This window comes from Bartonella massiliensis, from assembly GCF_902150025.1.
GTDB lineage: Bacteria > Pseudomonadota > Alphaproteobacteria > Rhizobiales > Rhizobiaceae > Bartonella > Bartonella massiliensis.
On the sequence record NZ_CABFVS010000026.1, the window covers coordinates 66,303 to 83,968 of the forward strand.

Below are 17,666 nucleotides of genomic sequence, written 5' to 3' on the forward strand. Positions count from 1 at the left end.
ATGGATTTTGATACCTGAAATTGCAAAAAATGGTAAAAATAGCAAAAATTGGAATTTGGTGGTAAAAATGGGAAAAGGCTTTGAAAGGTCTTTGAAACCCTTTGGAGAACTCCTTAAAATCATTTTAAAGAAAATAAATTGGTACAAAACTTAAGTCAAAATATAAGAAACCTGCTGGCAAGCTACAGTCACGCCCTTTGCAAAAAACAGAGAACCATAGAGTTACCATTCACGCGCTTGTTTTTAAGAAATATCTCGCAACTCTCCCAATCCCATTTCGCGGTGATACCCGTGAATAGTATAACAATAAATCCATTGAGCCCTCCATTTTTACGCTTGTGAAGGAGCAAGCTAGGCAACATCACACTATTTACCAGTCCTAGAATGTTGCTACAGACTTTGGAACTTAAGATCGTTCATGAAAAGGTATTTTTAACCCGTTCTTATATTGTTTTACCTACATGCTAATCCCGCTTGTAACGTGCAGGCGAATGTTTTTTATTAATTCAATATGGAGAGATTTGAAATGAGAGAATCTTACGATATTCGGGGTTCTCATTCAACATGAATAACGCTAAATTATCATTATAAACCAATACCTTGATGCTTTAAGAAGTGTATTATCTTTTAAAAAATATGTGAATGTTTAACAAAAAAGTGTCCTATTTGGAGGTATTCTGTTGTGTGTGAAGGGCGCTTTTTTGTTCAAGAGAGATGTCATTAATCTTGCTCGTAAGTATGTTTATTCGTTAGGATTATGATGGTATTGCCTAAAGAGATGACCACGTTCAGCCCATAAGACAAGAAGAATGGCAATAAGACTAAGAAAGAAAAATCCTGCTGAGTTTGGGATGGTTGTTTCATCAAATTGTTGAGCAATAAAAAAGCTCAATCCCGCTCCGATAGAAGTTTGAAGAAAGCCAGATACAGAAGAGGCGGTTCCAGCAATTTCGCCTACAGATTCGAGAGCGAGAGTATTGAAATTAGCCATAATGCCACCGCAAGTAAACATTAATATACAGTATAATGCCATATAAAAAGGAAAAGGAAGAACACCATCGGCTAAAATGGATCCGACAAACCAAATGCATGAAGTGGCACAAAAGAGCAAAAGCATTGTATGTGCAATACGTCGCATTCCAAGACGTCCCACAAATTGAGAATTCATGAATGATGAAAAAGCTTGAAATGCAGCACCGATGGCAAATGCTACCGGAAACAAGAAACCTAAATTATAAATCCCTTCATAGGTTTGTTGTGATGTATTAACAGCAATAAAAATACAGCCTAAAATGATGGACGCTGCAAGTGTGTAGCAAAGTGTTGTACGATTTGTCACAACAATCCATAAGTTGTGTTTTATGGAAGAAAAGGAAAGAGGGCGTTGTTCATGAAGTGTTTCAGGTAAGCGGAATAGTATCCAAATCATCAACCCAAAACCAATCATCGCCATGAAAATAAAAATAAATTGCCAATGTCCGAGCAGTAAAATGATTTGCCCTGCTGCGGGGCCAACCATTGGGGCAACAAGAAAAACCATCATAACAATAGACATGACTTCTGCCATTTTTCGACCACTGTAGAGATCTCGTACGACAGAAACCGTAAGAACGCGCATAGCAGCGCCTCCAATACCTTGCAAAATACGCAAAACAAGTAAGAGAGAAAAATCAGTTACAAAGGCACAGCCAATTGCTGTAAATGAATAAAACGCAAGCCCAAGAAGAATAAGTTTGCGTCGTCCATACCGATCGCTTATTGGACCAAAAAATATTTGAGCAATACCATAACTAATAAGATAACTCGAAATGATATAATGTTGATCATTTTCGTTGAGAACTTTTAAGCCTTCCAAAATATTGGGCATAGCCGGCAACATAATATCTACAGCTATAGCGTTAATAGCCATGAGTGAAGCAATAAGAATAACAAATTCTTTATAGCCAATTTTTGCTCTAATCGCATCATTATGCGTTTGTTCATCAACTGAATATGACATATGGCATCCTTGAAATAAAAATTTCGTCTGAAAACAGCTCTCTTTGAAGAATCTGAATAAAATGAAAGATACCTATGATTGTTTAAAGGGAATGTTTTTTTCTTTCAAAAGTTGTTGTAACTCATTATTTTGAAACATTTCTTTAACAATATCACAGCCTCCTACAAATTCACCTTTGATATAAAGCTGTGGAATTGTTGGCCAATTTGAGTAATCTTTGATCCCTTGACGCAATTCATCAGAAGTTAAGATATTAATTCCTTTATAATTCAATCCTAAATAGTTAAGGATTTGAACAACTTGTCCTGAAAAACCGCATTGTGGAGTATCAGGCGTCCCCTTCATGAATAAAATGACGTCATTTGTTTTAATTTCGTTGTCAATAAAATCATAAACAGTGGCCATTTTTATCCCTCGATATCTCAGATTTGTATAAGTGTGTAATGATCTTCTTACTATTTCTAATCGTATTGAATGAATGAATGCAAGAAGAAATTTTAGATTATTTGGGAATATTCGTTTGCAACATTAAGGCATGAAGGTCATTTCCCATATTGCCTTTCAGGGCATCATAGACCATTTTATGTTGCTGAACACGCGTTTTACCACGAAAACTTTCAGAAATAACTTCTGCAGCATAATGTTCCCCATCTCCAGCAAGATCACGAATTATTACAGTAGCATCGGGAATACCTTCACGAATAAGCGTTTCAATTGCATGGGCACTCATTGCCATTATTATTCTCCTATGTTATTCATTTTTTTATAAAAGCTGTTAAAGAAAGAATATTTTTTATACTTCACCCATAAATTGTGGAAACCAGTTCTCATAGGCTTGTGTAAGCTTGTCTATTGAAAGTGTGAATATCCCATCTATATCAAGCGAATCTCCCTCAACTTGGCCTAGCTCTATTAAAGAAACGGCATGGGTTTGTGCATGCTCTTTAAGACTGCTGAGAGCATCAGGTTTGACGGCTAAAAGATAACGTCCTTGGTCTTCTCCAAAAAGTTCTGCATGGTGGGGAGATTTATGGCTTAATTTTACTTTGATTCCTTTACCCGCTTTAATCACCATTTCTGCTAGTGCAATTGCTAATCCCCCATCAGAAATGTCATGAGCAGCATGAACAAAACCACTATGAATGACATCTCGAACAAATTGACCATGTTTTTTTTCAAGTTGCAAATCTACGGGAGGAGGGGCACCGGCATCAATATTTAAAATGTCACGTGCATAGATTGATTGTCCTAAATGAGAGCCACATGCTCCTACTAAAATGAGACTATCTCCATCTTGCATACCACTTATTGTTACCATTTTAGACCAGTCACTCAGAAGGCCTACACCAGCAATTGTGGGGGTAGGAAGAATAGCTTCCCCATTTGTTTCATTATAAAGAGAAACATTGCCTGAAACAATAGGAAAGTCGAGGCTTCTGCAAGCTTCTCCGATGCCTTTAATTGCAAAAACCAGTTGTCCCATAATTTCAGGTTTTTCAGGATTCCCAAAATTGAGATTATCTGTCGCAGCCAGTGGTGTTGCACCTGTCGTGCTAATATTTCGCCAGCATTCTGCGACAGCTTGTTTCCCTCCCTCATAAGGGTCTGCTTCACAATAGCGAGGTGTTACATCAGAAGAAAAAACAAGAGCACGTTTACTCTGATTATTGATGCGGATAACACCTGCATCACTTCCGGGACAAAGAAGGCTGTTTCCTTGGATAAGGGTATCATATTGTTCATAAATCCATCGCCTTGAGCTTTGATCAGCAGAATTCAATAAGGACAAAAGTGCATCACCAAGATTCTCAACTTTTTTAAAGTCTTCTGCTTTCAGGACTGTTTTTTTTGCAGGTTCACTCCAAGGACGATCATAAACAGGCGCTTCATCACCAAGTTCTTTGATAGGAAGATTGACAACCTCTTCTCCTTGATGAAATACACGGAAACGTAAATCATCGGTTGTTTTTCCAATGATAGAAAAATGCAGCCCCCACTTATGAAAAATGGCTGCAGCTTGCTTTTCTAACTCTGGTTTAAGGACCATGAGCATACGTTCTTGACTTTCGGAAAGCATCATTTCATAGGCTGTCATGTTTTCTTCACGAACAGGAACGGTATCGAGATTAAGCTGTATTCCTAGATTTCCTTTTGCACCCATTTCAACAGCAGAAGAGGTAAGTCCTGCAGCCCCCATATCTTGAATAGCAACAACGGCGCCAAGTTCCATGAGCTCCAAACAGGCTTCAAGAAGACATTTTTCTGTAAAAGGATCACCAACTTGAACGGTTGGACGTTTTTCACTAATTGAATCATCAAATTCAGCAGAAGCCATTGTTGCTCCACCAACACCATCGCGTCCTGTTTTTGCACCAAGATAAACAACGGGAAGTCCTACACCTTGTGCTTTAGAATAAAAAAGGGCATCTGTTTTTGCAATACCAGCGACAAAAGCATTAACAAGGATATTACCATTATAGCGCTTATCAAAATTGATCTCTCCACCAACTGTTGGAACACCAAAAGAATTGCTGTAACCACCAATTCCAGAAACAACGCCAGCAACAAGATGGCGTGTTCGGGGGTGATCAGGAGCACCAAAACGCAATGCATTCATCGCTGCAACAGGACGGGCACCCATTGTAAAGACATCACGCAAAATACCACCAACACCTGTTGCTGCCCCTTGATAGGGTTCAATATAAGAAGGGTGGTTATGACTTTCCATTTTGAAAACAACACATTGCCCTTCACCAATATCGACAACACCAGCATTTTCACCAGGTCCTTGAATGACACATTTTCCTTCTGTTGGAAGCGTTTTGAGCCATTTTTTAGAGGATTTATAGGAACAATGTTCATTCCACATTGCAGAAAAAATCCCCAGTTCAGTAAATGTTGGTTCTCTACCGATTAATGTTAGGATACGTTGATATTCATCCTCTTTTAAGCCGTGTTGTGCAATGAGCTCTGGGGTAATTGTGATGTTATTGCAAGGATTCATGAGTATTTATCCATCAAATTAATCGAAATATAGCATTTTATTTTTTTAATCTAGCAGCTTATGTTATGGAAAACTACGTGGTTTAATAATAAAAATGTTCATAAGGACATAAGCTGAAGATTTTTTTCGTTTGGTTAGGTGGATTTCAAAACCAAAAACAATTTTAAATCATGATGTGTTTAGAGAATAATATCCATTGTTGTTTATAAAGAACTTCGCTTATAAATTTACGACGTAAAAAATGATATAGACCTTTGTTTTTTCAATAATAGGGAAGAAGGATTTTGGTGGCGTTAGCTATTGACTAATTCTAAAACACTTTGAAAAAGAAAAAGACCGTCAATTCCTCCATGGGCGGGTTCAATAAGGTTTTCAGGATGGGGCATCATGCCAAGAATATTACCAGCTTTATTAACAATACCAGCAATATCTTTTATGGAGCCATTAGGATTTGTATTTTCTGCATAACGAAAAACAATTTGTTCATTGTCTTCCATCTGTTGTAATGTTTCATTGTCAGCAAAATAATTTCCATCGTGATGCGCAACAGGACAACGAATAATTTGTCCTTTAGAATAATATCGAGAAAATTTTGTTCTGGCGTTAACAACTTCAAGTTTAACCTCACGGCAAACAAATTTTAAGGAAGCATTACGCATTAAAGTTCCAGGTAATAATCCAGCTTCCACTAAAATTTGAAATCCATTACAAATACCTATTATTGTAACACCTTCTTGTGCTTTTTCACGAATGGCTTTTAAAATGGGGGTTCGCGCTCCGATAGCGCCACATCGCAAATAGTCACCATAAGAAAAGCCGCCAGGAATAATAATAACATCTACATCTGGAATTGTTGTTTCTGTTTGCCAAATTCTGAGTGGTTCAACTCCTGTTATATGATACAACGCTGCAACCATATCTCGATCGCGATTTAATCCTGGAAGTTGAATGATGGCAGTTTTCATAAGCGTTCCACTTAAAGAAGTTCGATAGTATAATTTTCAATGACAGTATTTGCGAGTAACTCTTCACACATTTGCTCAAGTTTTTTCTTTGCTGTTTGAGACGGTTGGTCATCAAGAACAATATCAAAGACTTTTCCTTGACGAATAGATTGAATACCTTCAAAAGCCAAACTTTTTAAAGCACCAACAATTGCTTCTCCTTGTGGATCAAGGACGCTTTCCCTTAAAGTAACTGTAATGCGTGCTTTCATTTTTTTCTTCCTGTCGTTAAAAGAACCTCTCCTTTGAAGAGGTGTCTTGATAGAAGGTGATGTTATTTTACTTTGACCTTGACAAATTTTTTATTTTACGAGGACGGGACCACTTGGTCGAGTCGGTTCATTTTCATTCATAATACCGAGGCGTTTGGCAACCTCTTGATAGGCATTAATAAGCCCTCCCATATCACGACGAAAACGATCTTTATCCATTTTTTCTCGTGTTTGCATATCCCATAATCGTGCAGAATCAGGTGAAATTTCATCAGCAAGAACAATGCGCATTGTCTCATCTTCCCATAGGCGACCAAATTCCATTTTGAAATCAATTAATTGGATGTTGACAGCGGCAAAAAGCCCTGAAAGAAAATCATTAATACGAATTGAAAGTTGCATGATATCTTCTAACTCTTGTGGGACAGCCCACCCAAAAGCAGTGATGTGTTCTTCTGTCACCATAGGATCATCAAGAGAATCATTTTTATAATAGAACTCAATGATGGATTGTGGAAGTGGGGTTCCTTCTTCTAGTCCTAAACGCTTAGCAAGAGAACCCGCTGCAACATTTCGAACAACAACTTCTAATGGAATGATTTCCACTGCTTTAATAAGCTGTTCGCGCATATTTATGCGTTTGATAAAATGTGTTGGGATGCCCAAACGCCCAAGATGGCTAAAAATATGTTCCGAAATTCGGTTGTTTAAAACCCCTTTTCCGTCGATAATTTCATGTTTTTTTGCATTAAAGGCCGTAGCATCATCTTTAAAAAATTGAATATACGTTCCTGGTTCAGGTCCTTCATATAAAATTTTGGCCTTGCCTTCATAAATACGGTGGCGACGATTCATTACGCTTCTCTGTTTATCTTGAGAGGTTCTAATAACATTAATTTAAATGATATTATCCTAATTGATAGAAATTCTCAATGATATTGCTATAATACTTTTACAATTTTTGTCATGATACATCTACTCAAAAGTAAAGATCCGGAGGTATTAAGTAAAAAGATACCCTTTTTTGGATCAAATTTTTGCCAGAAAGTGAGAGAGGACCATAAGTCCTTCAGGCCAAGGTCCGTGTCCAGATTCTGCATTAATGTGGCCAGAATAGCCGGCATCAACAAGGAGCGCCCCCCAATCATTGGCAATTTTTTCTGCTACGGAAAATTGACAAAATTCATCGTTACGGCTGGCTATGACAATAGAAGGAAAAGGCAATTTTTGACGATGATAAGGGCCAAATGTCATTAAATGTTTGGGACGTATTTTTTCATTGGAGACATCTGGAGGTGCAACAAAGAAAGCACCACAAATTTTTTCTGTATTTTGTATAGTCGCATGAATAGCGGTAGGAACACCTAATGAATGAGCAATAATCATCACAGGTCTTTGCGCTTGTGCGATGGCAGTTTTAACTTCGCTAACCCACTCTTCACAAATAGGTTTTGACCAATGAGCTTGTTCTATGCGGCGGGCTGTCGACATTTTTTTTTCCCAGCGTGTTTGCCAATGATCAGGACCAGAACCTTTGTAGCCTGGAATAATAAGAATATCGAGTTGATTTGCTTTCATGAATTGTTTTCTTTGTTACAATAGATTTTGATCATAGGTGGAATAAATTTAGGCTTTCTATGTCGTTTTATTGTCCTTCAAAAACACGTTTAAAAATCGTATTGATATGTTTGGTATGATAAGAAAGATCAAATTTTTCTCGAATCTCTGCTTCACTTAAAGCGTTGGTAACCTCTTTATCATGGAGCAGTTCTTCTAAAAAGTCTTTTCCTTGTTCCCAAACCTTCATCGCATTTCGTTGTACAATCCGATACGAATCTTCGCGACTGATTCCTGCTTGTGTAAGTGCTAAAAGTACCCGTTGTGAGTGAACAAGACCTCGGAATTTATTGAGATTTTTTTGCATATTTTCTGGATAGACAATTAAATTTTCAATGACAGATGTGAGGCGAGAAAGAGCAAAATCAAGTGTAATCGTTGCATCAGGACCAATATAACGCTCAACAGATGAGTGAGAAATATCACGTTCATGCCAAAGGGCTACATTTTCCATGGCAGGAAGTACAAATGCACGGACCATACGGGCCAATCCCGTTAAATTTTCTGTTAAAACGGGATTACGTTTATGAGGCATTGCTGATGACCCTTTTTGTCCTGGTGAGAAGTGCTCTTCTGCTTCAAGAACTTCCGTTCGCTGTAAATGGCGTATTTCTATCGCTAACCTTTCAATAGAGGATGCAATAACACCAAGTGTTGCAAAAAACATAGCATGACGATCCCGCGGTATTACTTGGGTAGAAACGGGTTCAGCACGCATTCCAAAGGCTTTTGCGACGTGTTCTTCAACGTGTGGATCGATATTGGCAAACGTTCCTACAGCACCTGAAATTGCGCAAGTAGAAATTTCTTCGCGTGCTGCAAGAAGACGTTTACGACAACGGGAAAATTCAGCATATGCGAGAGCAAATTTGACTCCAAATGTTGTTGGTTCAGCATGAATACCATGACTTCGTCCAATGGTGACGGTCTCTTTATGTTCAAAAGCACGTCTTTTTAAGGCTTCAAGAAGTTGGTCTATATCCTTGAGCAAAATATCACTCGCACGCATCAATTGAATGCTCAACGTTGTATCGAGAACATCAGATGAGGTCATACCTTGATGGATAAAACGTGCTTCTGGTCCAATGAATTCAGCGAGATGGGTTAGAAATGCGATAACATCATGTTTGGTAATGGCTTCAATTTCATCAATGCGATTAACATCAAATTTAGCGGCTGCCCCTTTTTCCCAAATGACCTTGGCGGCTTCTTTCGGAATAATCTCCAGTTGAGCAAGGGCATCACAGGCATGGGCTTCAATTTCAAACCAAATGCGATATTTCGTTTCGGGGGACCAAATTGCGACCATTTCAGGGCGAGAATAACGTGCGATCATTATTTTTTTCCTTGTTGTGAGAGGATTGCGGCTTGGCGCAATGCACTTATGCGTGTTTTATAAAGCTCTTTGTTTCCGTTTTTATAAATTGCAGAGCCTGCGACAAATACATTTGCACCAGCTTTTGCAGTTATTCCAATTGTATCAACGGTGATACCACCATCAACTTCAAGATCAATAGGGCGGTTGGCAATCATGCTTTTAACACGCTTAATTTTATCTTTTATTTCTGGAATAAAATGTTGTCCACCAAAACCGGGATTGACCGTCATGATGAGGATGAGATCTAATTGATCAAGCAAATATTCAAGGACATGTTCAGGAGTGCTTGGATTGAGTGCAATTCCTGCTTTTTTACCCAGTGCTTTAATTGTTTGGAGTGAACGATGAAGATGAGGACTTGCTTCAGCATGAGTCGTTATAATATCGGCACCCGCTTTTGCAAAAGCTTCCAAATAGGGATCAACAGGTTTGATCATTAGGTGGACATCAAATGTTGCTTTGGTTAATGGACGCAGGGCTTTGATGATTTCAGGCCCAAAGGTGATGTTAGGAACAAAGTGCCCATCCATGATATCAAGATGGAGCCAATCTGCACCCGCATCGACAACATCTAATATTTCTTGTCCAAGTTTAGAAAAGTCAGAAGCCAAGAGTGAAGGTGAAATGAGATGAGAAGGGGGCATTAAAATCTCCTTGATTGGCTGCTTTTATCATGTCGCTGTGTATACACAAACATCTTTTGTGTTATGACGAAAAAGAAAAAATATCTACTATAGATCTTTTTATAGAAAGAACGCTTGAAATTTTAAAGTTTGATAAGTGAAAGATATGTCGAATCATAAAACATGTTTGATGCCTAAACTTCAAGATAATATTACCATTTCTTCGCAAGAATATCGAGATGCTATGAGCCATTTTGCAGGTGCTGTGCATATTGTAACAACAGATGGCATTAAGGGAAAGCGCGGGGTGACAATTTCGGCATGTTGTTCTTTATAGGATGATCCTCCAATGCTTCTTGTTTGTCTTATGCGTCATAATCTGAAGAATCAAGTGTTTATGGAGAATGGAAATTTTTGTGTTAATAGCTTGGCAGGAAAACATCGTCCATTAGCGGATATTTTTTCAAAGCGTTGCAATGTTAGGTCAAATGAGCGTTTTAATGTTGCTCAATGGGGAACTTTGCAGACAGGGGCGTCTAGTCTTTCAGACGCTTTAGCATCTTTTGATTGTCGTTTGATTTGTTGGCACGAACATGCAACCCACTATCTATATGATTGGTGAAGTTGTTGCAATAAACTGTAGTCAAGGAAGAGATGCTTTGATGTATTTGAAACGTGGATATCACACTTTGTCTTTATAAAGATTTTTATTTTTTGTTTGGGTGAAATAATGAGTTGCTGCATTTAAATTATAGTATAATGAGGAAGTGAGGATAATATGGCACTCATATTTGAATTTTCTTCTTTTTGAGTTTTTTAATAAACGAGAAAAATCATTTTTCGATGATTTTTTATCAAGTATTCAACGTAGACAAAAAGCAATCAAGACCAAATAGCGTATTTAGATACACTTGTAGATTGTGATGAAAAAACATTTTACCCTTGTGTTAATGGGAATTGCACAATATATAGACCGCACAGAGCATATGTGGAGATTTTTTATTGCATGAGCGAAGAGATTAATGGTCAATATCGCCCTAGTGAAGATGAGCCTTTTATGAATGAACGGCAAAAGGCGTATTTTCGTGCTAAATTGATTTCTTGGAAGAATGATATTTTAAAAGAAGCGCGTGAAACTTTAGAGAATTTGCAGGAAGAGAATGTGGGACAGCCCGACTTGACCGATAGGGCATCTTGTGAAACTGATCGTACAATCGAATTACGTGCTCGTGATCGTCAAAGAAAACTTATTTCAAAAATAGATGCTGCTTTAGAGCGCATTGATGACGGGACATATGGTTTTTGCGAAGAAACCGGGGAGCCCATTAGTCTAAAGCGTCTTGAGGCTCGGCCAATTGCTGTTTTGTCGTTGGAGGCACAAGAGCGTCACGAACGACGTGAGAGAGTTTATCGCGATGATTAAAACCACTGAAATGATAAACAAATGAAGTTCGTCGTGATAAAATTGCATATTTTATTTTGGAGAGGTGGGAATAAATAAAGATGGTTCTTGCCTTCCTTCTATTTCAGCTGTGATTGCTGAATCGTGTACCGCTTGATTCGAAAAAGAAGAAGAGGTTTTATCTGGCACATTGTCCTTTTCTGTAAGGGCGGGATTTGAATGGGGAGGGATTTCTCTCTTTTGTGTTCTAGATATGCTGGTAATATCGGATTCTACAACCACATCTGTTAATCCACCAATAAGGAGCAAATGTTCTTTATTATCACAACGAACTAAAATAAGGCGGCGTGCTCGATCTATAGAAATTGCTTCACATAATGCTAATCGTGATGGAGTTTTTTTTCTATTAATGCTAAATCTTCCTGTATTTAAACGGCGTAAAAACAAGATAATTATGGCAATAGCTACGATTGTTATTATAAAAAATAAAAAACTTATCGTTATGTTTGCAGCAGATACACCTACTTTGTCTGATAACCAGGTAACCATAGACTTTCTCCCATTTTGGTATGGAAATATCATTTTTTATTGAGATAAATTTACACACATACCTTTAAAGGTTCGCTTACAAGACAAGAAATAAACTTTTTAACTTAAGTGAGCTTTCTTAAAGGAATGATATCATAGTATATACTTTATAACAATGAATATAAAGGAATTCCGTAGTATAAGAAACAGCTATAATCTGAGGCAATAAAAGATGGATAAAGGTTTTGAGAATAATGAAAGGTCAGCGTCTTCTTTTCATCGGAGAGTTGCTATTTTGGGTGTTGTTTTTATCTTAGTTTTCTTTTTCATCGTGGGTGTTTTAGATTTTTTTTATCCACAAAGTTATTTACAAAAGGCTACGTTGGCATTTTTGTTGTTTCTAGCAATTATCGGTGTTGCAACACTCATTTTAAGTGGAATGGGAATTTTAAGATACCATGCATTGTGGTTGCATGAAGATTTTGATTTTAGCATCTTTAATAAGAGCGATGATGCAGTTGTCATCTCTGATCTTTCTGGTTTTGTTTATTATTCTAATCAAAACTATCAAAAAATTCTGACCTATAAGCCTGAAGAGTCTTGTTATAGGGTTATTGCTGATCTTCCAGGAGCAGGTGCACTTTCATATCGCTTAAAAGTTGCAGCCTGCAATAACTTTGCTGCGCAAGAAGAATTAAGAGTAGAGCAACCAATTTTTACCAATTCTACACAAAAAAAATCTGTTTGGTATAATATTTCTGTCCAACCAATTACAAAACGGAAAAAAAAGCTTTTATTTTGGCGTATTAGCGATATTTCGCATTTACAACAAACCCAAGAAGTTTTTTTCTCAAACCTTCAAGAGGCGATTAATCACTTAGACCAAGCACCTGTTGGTTTTGTATCCGTTAATGCACGAGGAACACTCCTTTATGCTAATGTGGTTTTTGCTGAATGGTTTTCAATTGATTTAGCAAATTTTACCGTAGGTCAATATCATTTTGATTCGTTATTTGAAAACGTTGGTGCTCAGATCTCATGGAGTGATATTTGTTTACAAATCAATAGATATCAAAGTTCAGGTTATTCTTTACCTTATAGTTTTTTGTTATGTTTAAATTCACAGACGACTGGTGAGAAAATATTTCATTGTTTTATATCTGCTTCTTCTCTCGTAGAGGAGGAAGCTATTTATCGCATTGTGATTATTCCACAACAAATAGAAAAAAAAGAGAACGATCAATTAAAACTACCTAATATATTAGAAGAATATTTTGATGCGAGTCCTTTTGCAATAGCCGTGGTGGATCAGGCAGGGAAATTGGCCTATATGAATAATGTTTTTTCATCACTCACAGGATGTATGGGCAAAACTATCAATTTTTATGATGTTATTTCTCGTCATGATTATGGGCAGTTAGAGCGTGCCTTTCAGAAGATTGCGAGCAATAAAAATTATTTTGTTTCTCTAGAAACTGTTTTAGAAAAGAATGAAGAACGCCATTTACGGCTTCATGTTATGTCTATGCCGTCCTATTATAGTGATTCGATACAAGATTTAGTTATTATCTCTGTCATTGAAACAACAGAACAAAAAACGCTTGAAGATAAAATGGTGCAAAGTCAGAAGCTGCAGGCTGTTGGACAATTGGCTGGTGGCATTGCTCATGATTTTAATAATGTTTTAACCGCAATTTTAATGTCATGTGATCTTCTTTTAAATACGCATCGTAGTTCTGATCCTGCTCATGCTGATCTAATCAATATTAAAAATAATGCTAATCGTGCGGCTGCTCTTGTACAGCAATTACTCGCTTTTTCTAGAAAGCAAACACTTCGACTTGAAGAGGTTGATTTTACAGAATTTTTATCAGACATTCGCAATCTTATTTTGCCACTTTTAGGGAATAATACTCAGTTAAAAATTATCCATGGAAGAGATTTATGGAGCGTAGAAGTCGATCAAGCATCTTTTCAGCGTGTGATTATGAATTTGGTTATTAATGCACGTGATGCCATGTTCGATGGAGGTATTGTTACGATTGCGACAAACAATATTACAAAACAACAAAGTACTGAATTTAATCATCTTGGTTTAGCGATTGGTGAGTATGTGCAATTAACTATTTCAGATACAGGGACTGGGATATCTGCCGCTATACAAGAAAAAATGTTTGAGCCATTTTTTACAACCAAAGAAGTTGGAAAAGGAACAGGCCTTGGTTTATCAATGGTTTATGGAATTGTCAAGCAGAGCGGTGGGTATATTTATTGTGACAGTAAAGAGGGAGAAGGAGCAATATTTCATATTTTTTTGCCTCGTTATATCCCCCGTATAAAAGGAAGCATTTCTCAAAAGGTTGAAAAAGATGAAGAGAAAGATAAAAATATAGACCTAACAGGATCTGCGACTGTTTTATTGGTTGAAGATGAGGATGCGGTCAGAATGGGGGGCGTAAGGGCTCTTCAAATGAGAGGATATACGGTTTTAGAGGCGGCAAGCGGGGTGGAAGCTCTTTCTATTCTTGAGGAAAAAAAGGGGGCTGTTGATATTATTGTTTCCGATGTGGTGATGCCAGAAATGGATGGACCTACTTTATTGAGGGAAGTCCGTAAAAACTATCCTGATATCAAATTTCTTTTCGTTTCTGGATATGCAAAAGATGCTTTTGCTAAGAATCTTCCACAAGATGCTGTTTTTGGTTTTTTATCTAAACCTTTTACACTCAAACAGTTAGCCTTAACAGTTAAAGAAACACTTTCATCATAATACAATAGAAAAACCGCACATTTTAAGATTTTTTAGGGGAAAATATGAGAGTATTTTAATCAATAGAGCTCATGGCGATGTCAGAGAACTGAATAAAAAAGAACAGTTTTGAAATTTAATTAAAATTTAAAAAGTTGCACATTCTATGTAAAAATTTATGAAGAAATAGGCTTTCCCCTGTCAACATTTCATAGAGTTTTTTTATGATAGCTATCAATACGTACAGTGTTGGAAAATACTGTAGGTTGCTGATATACTTTACAAGATATTGATTTATAATGATAATTCACTGTTTTGTATGTTGAATGAGAGCCTCGAATAACGTAAGATACTCTTATTTGAAGAGCTCTGTATATTGAATCAATCAAAATCACCCATTTGCATATAACAAGCGGGATGAGTGTGTGGATAAAATTTGGATAATAAAAATGGCTTTTCATGAACCGTCTTAAGTGCCAAGATCTGTTGCAACACTCAAAGTCTGGCAAATAGTGTGATGATGCCGGTGTGCTCCTTCATAAACGTAAAAATGGGGGTGCTCAATGGATTTTATATTATTTTAGGGGGCTTTACCGTTATACCATTCATAGATGCCATCATGAAATGGATTTGGGGGAGCTTTAAGAAATATCTCTTTAAAACAAACCCATGAATTAGCAACTGGTGAGCACTCTGTTTTACGCGAAGGTCGTGACCCCATTAAAGAACGTGAGAAACAAAAGCGTGAGGCAATAAGCAATCTCCATTATTTAAAAGATATTGCACTAGATGCTTTTGAAAGTCGTAAAGCTGAATTAAAAGGTGATGGTAAAAATGGGAATTGGTTTTCTCTCTTGCGACTTTACATTCTCCCTAAATTAGGTTGTCTGCCCGTTTCAGAGATTACACAAACTAAAGATACGCAATACCCTCGCTCCCATTGACAGTATTGAACTGTCTTAATCATTGTCTCAAACATGCGGCTGCCTTGGGGTTGGATGTTGATTTACAAGCAACAAAAAAGCACGCGCTCTTTTAGGAAAATAACGCTATAAAACTATTAATAGACCAGCAATGGATTGGAAAGATGTGCCGGCTTTTTATAAAACACTTTGCGAAGCATCAACCATAACACAATTGGCTCTGCGTTTGCTTATCCTTACAGGGGGTCGTAGAAATCCCTTATGTCATATTCATAAAGATCAAGTTGATGGGGATATATGGACTATTTTTGGCTCGAGAATATGAAAGGAAAACGGGATGCTAAAACAGAATTTCGCGTGCCCCTTATCATCAGAAGCACTGAAAATTATTGAACAAGTCCGTTGTATCTCAAAAGGATAAGAGCTGTTGTTGCGTATCGACCATTTTACTCTCTCCTTCAATAAATGTTTTTAAGGCTTCAGGGTAGAGTTTATGTTCTACCTTAAGAACTCTTTGTGCTAAGTCTTCAGAGGTATCATCAGGACAGACCGGAACGGCTGCTTGAGCAAGGATTTTTCCAGCATCCATGTCTTCTGTAACAAGATGAACAGTGCAACCAGTGATTCTTACGCCTGCTTGTAAAACTCTTTCATGCGTGTTTAAACCTTTAAATGAAGGCAAAAGAGAAGGATGAATGTTTAAAATTCGTCCTTCATAAAGTTTGACGAAACGTGATGAGATAAGACGCATATACCCTGCAAAGCAGAGAAAATCCGGTTTATATTGATCTAAAATCGTGAAAATATCTTCTTCATGCTCTTCTTTTGTTTTGTAGATTTTGCGATCAACAATATGAATAGGTAAGTTATGATTTTGTGCCTTTTCAATACCTTTTGCACGGGGATTATCGCAAATAACTGCGGCAATTTTAGCAGGATACTCTTTTTGTTGACTTGCTTGAGCAAGGGCGACCATATTGGAGCCATTACCAGAAATGAAAACGACGATTTGTTTTTTCATAAATGCAGTCCCCCTTTATAAAGTATTCCTTTATTTTGATCTTGGCGTTTTGTTAAAATGCCAAGAGGCGTTACAGTCTCTCCATTTTTTTCAAGAGCTTGCGTAATTGTTTCAGCGGCATGCTGTGCTACGATAATGATCATGCCAATACCACAATTGAAAGTTCGTAACATTTCTGTTTCTTCTATTTTACCTTGTTTGGCAATCCATGAAAAGACGGAGGGAACATTGATGCTAGAAAGATTAATTTCAGCGCTGAGAGAAGAGGGAATGATGCGTGGAATATTTTCAGGAAAGCCTCCACCCGTAATGTGCGCAAGAGCTTTAATCCCTTCGTATTTTCGCATGATAGGAAGAAGCGATTTCACATAAATGCGCGTTGGTGTAAGGAGTGCTGCACCAAGACTGCTTTGAGGTGCAAAAGGGGCAGGGTCATTCCATTTAAGATAATTTTGCTGGATGATTCGTCGAACAAGCGAAAAGCCGTTAGAATGAATTCCAGAGGCGCTGAGACCTAAGATAATATCGCCTTCTGTTAAGTCTTTTGAAGGGAGCAGTGCACTGCGTTCGCATGCGCCTACCGCAAAACCTGCTAAATCATAATCTCCCTCTGCGTACATTCCTGGCATTTCTGCAGTTTCTCCCCCAATAAGAGCAGCGCCGGCTTGTTTACAGCCTTCTGCAATACCAGAAACGATTGCGGCACCTTGTTCAGGGTCAAGCTTTCCAGTAGCAAAATAATCGAGAAAAAAGAGAGGTTCTGCCCCTTGTACAAGTAAATCATTGACACACATAGCCACTAGATCGATACCTACAGTGCTATGGTGACCAACTTCAATGGCAATTTTTAATTTTGTTCCCACACCATCATTGGCTGCAACTAAGATAGGATCTGTAAAACCCGCTGCTTTTAAATCAAAAAGGCCACCAAACCCCCCAATTTCTGCATCTGCTCCGGCTCGTTTTGTCGCGCGTATAAAGGGTTTTATTTTTTCTACCATAGCATTACCCATATCGATGTTTACACCAGCTTTTGCGTAGGTAAGACCAACTTTAGACTTGTCCTCCGCCTTGGAGTTATTATTTGTAAGATCTTGATTGCTCATTGGAGCCTTCCTTGTAATGGAAAATCAGGTTTTGACGTTATGCAATGCCATGATAGAGTTTTCTCTGCAAGAGATATTGATAAGAAAATAAGCAACTTTT

15 protein-coding genes and 2 pseudogenes are annotated in these 17,666 nt (G+C 37.6%); 4 read left to right on the forward strand and 13 right to left on the reverse strand.

What is annotated here, in order from left to right; translation table 11 throughout:
- Positions 1-742: 742 nt before the first annotated feature.
- The 10 genes from FNZ60_RS06725 to rpe all read right to left on the reverse strand — a co-directional run bounded on the left by FNZ60_RS06725 (position 743) and on the right by rpe (position 9,858).
- The gene (locus FNZ60_RS06725; RefSeq protein ID WP_142416868.1) at positions 743-1,999 is read right to left on the reverse strand and encodes a multidrug effflux MFS transporter; all 1,257 of its coding nucleotides are present in this window, start codon (positions 1,997-1,999) and stop codon (positions 743-745) included.
- A 72-nt stretch (positions 2,000-2,071) separates the two neighbouring features.
- Positions 2,072-2,404 carry a Grx4 family monothiol glutaredoxin gene (gene grxD, locus FNZ60_RS06730; protein WP_142416869.1) on the reverse strand — a complete coding sequence of 111 codons (333 nt, stop codon included), beginning with the start codon at positions 2,402-2,404 and terminating at the stop codon, positions 2,072-2,074.
- Between the two features lie 97 nt (positions 2,405-2,501).
- A complete protein-coding gene (locus FNZ60_RS06735; RefSeq protein ID WP_142416870.1) occupies positions 2,502-2,735 on the reverse strand; it encodes a BolA/IbaG family iron-sulfur metabolism protein in 234 nt (77 codons plus the stop codon).
- 57 nt (positions 2,736-2,792) lie between these two features.
- The gene (gene purL / locus FNZ60_RS06740; protein ID WP_142416871.1) at positions 2,793-5,003 is read right to left on the reverse strand and encodes a phosphoribosylformylglycinamidine synthase subunit PurL; all 2,211 of its coding nucleotides are present in this window, start codon (positions 5,001-5,003) and stop codon (positions 2,793-2,795) included.
- A gap of 293 nt (positions 5,004-5,296) precedes the next feature.
- Positions 5,297-5,968: a phosphoribosylformylglycinamidine synthase subunit PurQ gene (purQ, locus tag FNZ60_RS06745; RefSeq protein ID WP_142416872.1), complete on the reverse strand. Its 672-nt coding sequence runs from the start codon at positions 5,966-5,968 to the stop codon at positions 5,297-5,299.
- Positions 5,969-5,979: 11 nt separating this feature from the next.
- Entirely contained in the window at positions 5,980-6,219 is a 240-nt protein-coding gene (gene purS, locus FNZ60_RS06750) for a phosphoribosylformylglycinamidine synthase subunit PurS (protein WP_142416873.1), read from the reverse strand.
- 90 nt (positions 6,220-6,309) lie between these two features.
- On the reverse strand, positions 6,310-7,074 hold the full coding sequence (purC, locus tag FNZ60_RS06755; RefSeq protein ID WP_142416874.1) for a phosphoribosylaminoimidazolesuccinocarboxamide synthase: 765 nt from the start codon (positions 7,072-7,074) through the stop codon (positions 6,310-6,312).
- 174 nt (positions 7,075-7,248) lie between these two features.
- Positions 7,249-7,797, reverse strand: a complete 549-nt coding sequence (locus FNZ60_RS06760; RefSeq protein WP_142416875.1) for an RBBP9/YdeN family alpha/beta hydrolase — start codon at positions 7,795-7,797, stop codon at positions 7,249-7,251.
- A gap of 67 nt (positions 7,798-7,864) precedes the next feature.
- The gene (purB, locus tag FNZ60_RS06765; RefSeq protein WP_142416876.1) at positions 7,865-9,172 is read right to left on the reverse strand and encodes an adenylosuccinate lyase; all 1,308 of its coding nucleotides are present in this window, start codon (positions 9,170-9,172) and stop codon (positions 7,865-7,867) included.
- Positions 9,172-9,858: a ribulose-phosphate 3-epimerase gene (gene rpe, locus FNZ60_RS06770; protein WP_142416877.1), complete on the reverse strand. Its 687-nt coding sequence runs from the start codon at positions 9,856-9,858 to the stop codon at positions 9,172-9,174. The genes purB and rpe overlap by 1 nt, the downstream gene beginning before the upstream one ends.
- A gap of 145 nt (positions 9,859-10,003) precedes the next feature.
- Here rpe and FNZ60_RS06775 point away from each other — a divergent pair.
- Both FNZ60_RS06775 and dksA read left to right on the forward strand, forming a co-directional pair.
- A pseudogene (locus tag FNZ60_RS06775) lies at positions 10,004-10,538 on the forward strand (flavin reductase family protein).
- A gap of 305 nt (positions 10,539-10,843) precedes the next feature.
- Complete coding sequence (dksA, locus tag FNZ60_RS06780) at positions 10,844-11,260, forward strand: RNA polymerase-binding protein DksA (RefSeq protein ID WP_142416878.1); 417 nt, start codon at positions 10,844-10,846, stop codon at positions 11,258-11,260.
- 51 nt (positions 11,261-11,311) lie between these two features.
- On the opposite strand, the gene FNZ60_RS06785 is transcribed toward dksA, so the two are convergent.
- Positions 11,312-11,788: a flagellar biosynthetic protein FliO gene (locus FNZ60_RS06785; RefSeq protein WP_142416879.1), complete on the reverse strand. Its 477-nt coding sequence runs from the start codon at positions 11,786-11,788 to the stop codon at positions 11,312-11,314.
- A 211-nt stretch (positions 11,789-11,999) separates the two neighbouring features.
- Here FNZ60_RS06785 and FNZ60_RS06790 point away from each other — a divergent pair, with 211 nt between their 5' ends.
- Both FNZ60_RS06790 and FNZ60_RS09720 read left to right on the forward strand, forming a co-directional pair.
- On the forward strand, positions 12,000-14,537 hold the full coding sequence (locus FNZ60_RS06790) for a response regulator (RefSeq protein WP_142416880.1): 2,538 nt from the start codon (positions 12,000-12,002) through the stop codon (positions 14,535-14,537).
- Between the two features lie 603 nt (positions 14,538-15,140).
- Positions 15,141-15,854 (forward strand): annotated as a pseudogene (locus FNZ60_RS09720) (tyrosine-type recombinase/integrase); the annotation flags it as partial.
- Here the strand turns inward: FNZ60_RS09720 and purN are convergent.
- Both purN and purM read right to left on the reverse strand, forming a co-directional pair.
- A complete protein-coding gene (gene purN, locus FNZ60_RS06800; protein WP_142416881.1) occupies positions 15,849-16,460 on the reverse strand; it encodes a phosphoribosylglycinamide formyltransferase in 612 nt (203 codons plus the stop codon). The pseudogene FNZ60_RS09720 and the gene purN sit on opposite strands and share 6 nt — an antisense overlap.
- Positions 16,457-17,566 carry a phosphoribosylformylglycinamidine cyclo-ligase gene (gene purM / locus FNZ60_RS06805; protein ID WP_142416882.1) on the reverse strand — a complete coding sequence of 370 codons (1,110 nt, stop codon included), beginning with the start codon at positions 17,564-17,566 and terminating at the stop codon, positions 16,457-16,459. The genes purN and purM overlap by 4 nt, the downstream gene beginning before the upstream one ends.
- Positions 17,567-17,666 lie beyond the last annotated feature (100 nt).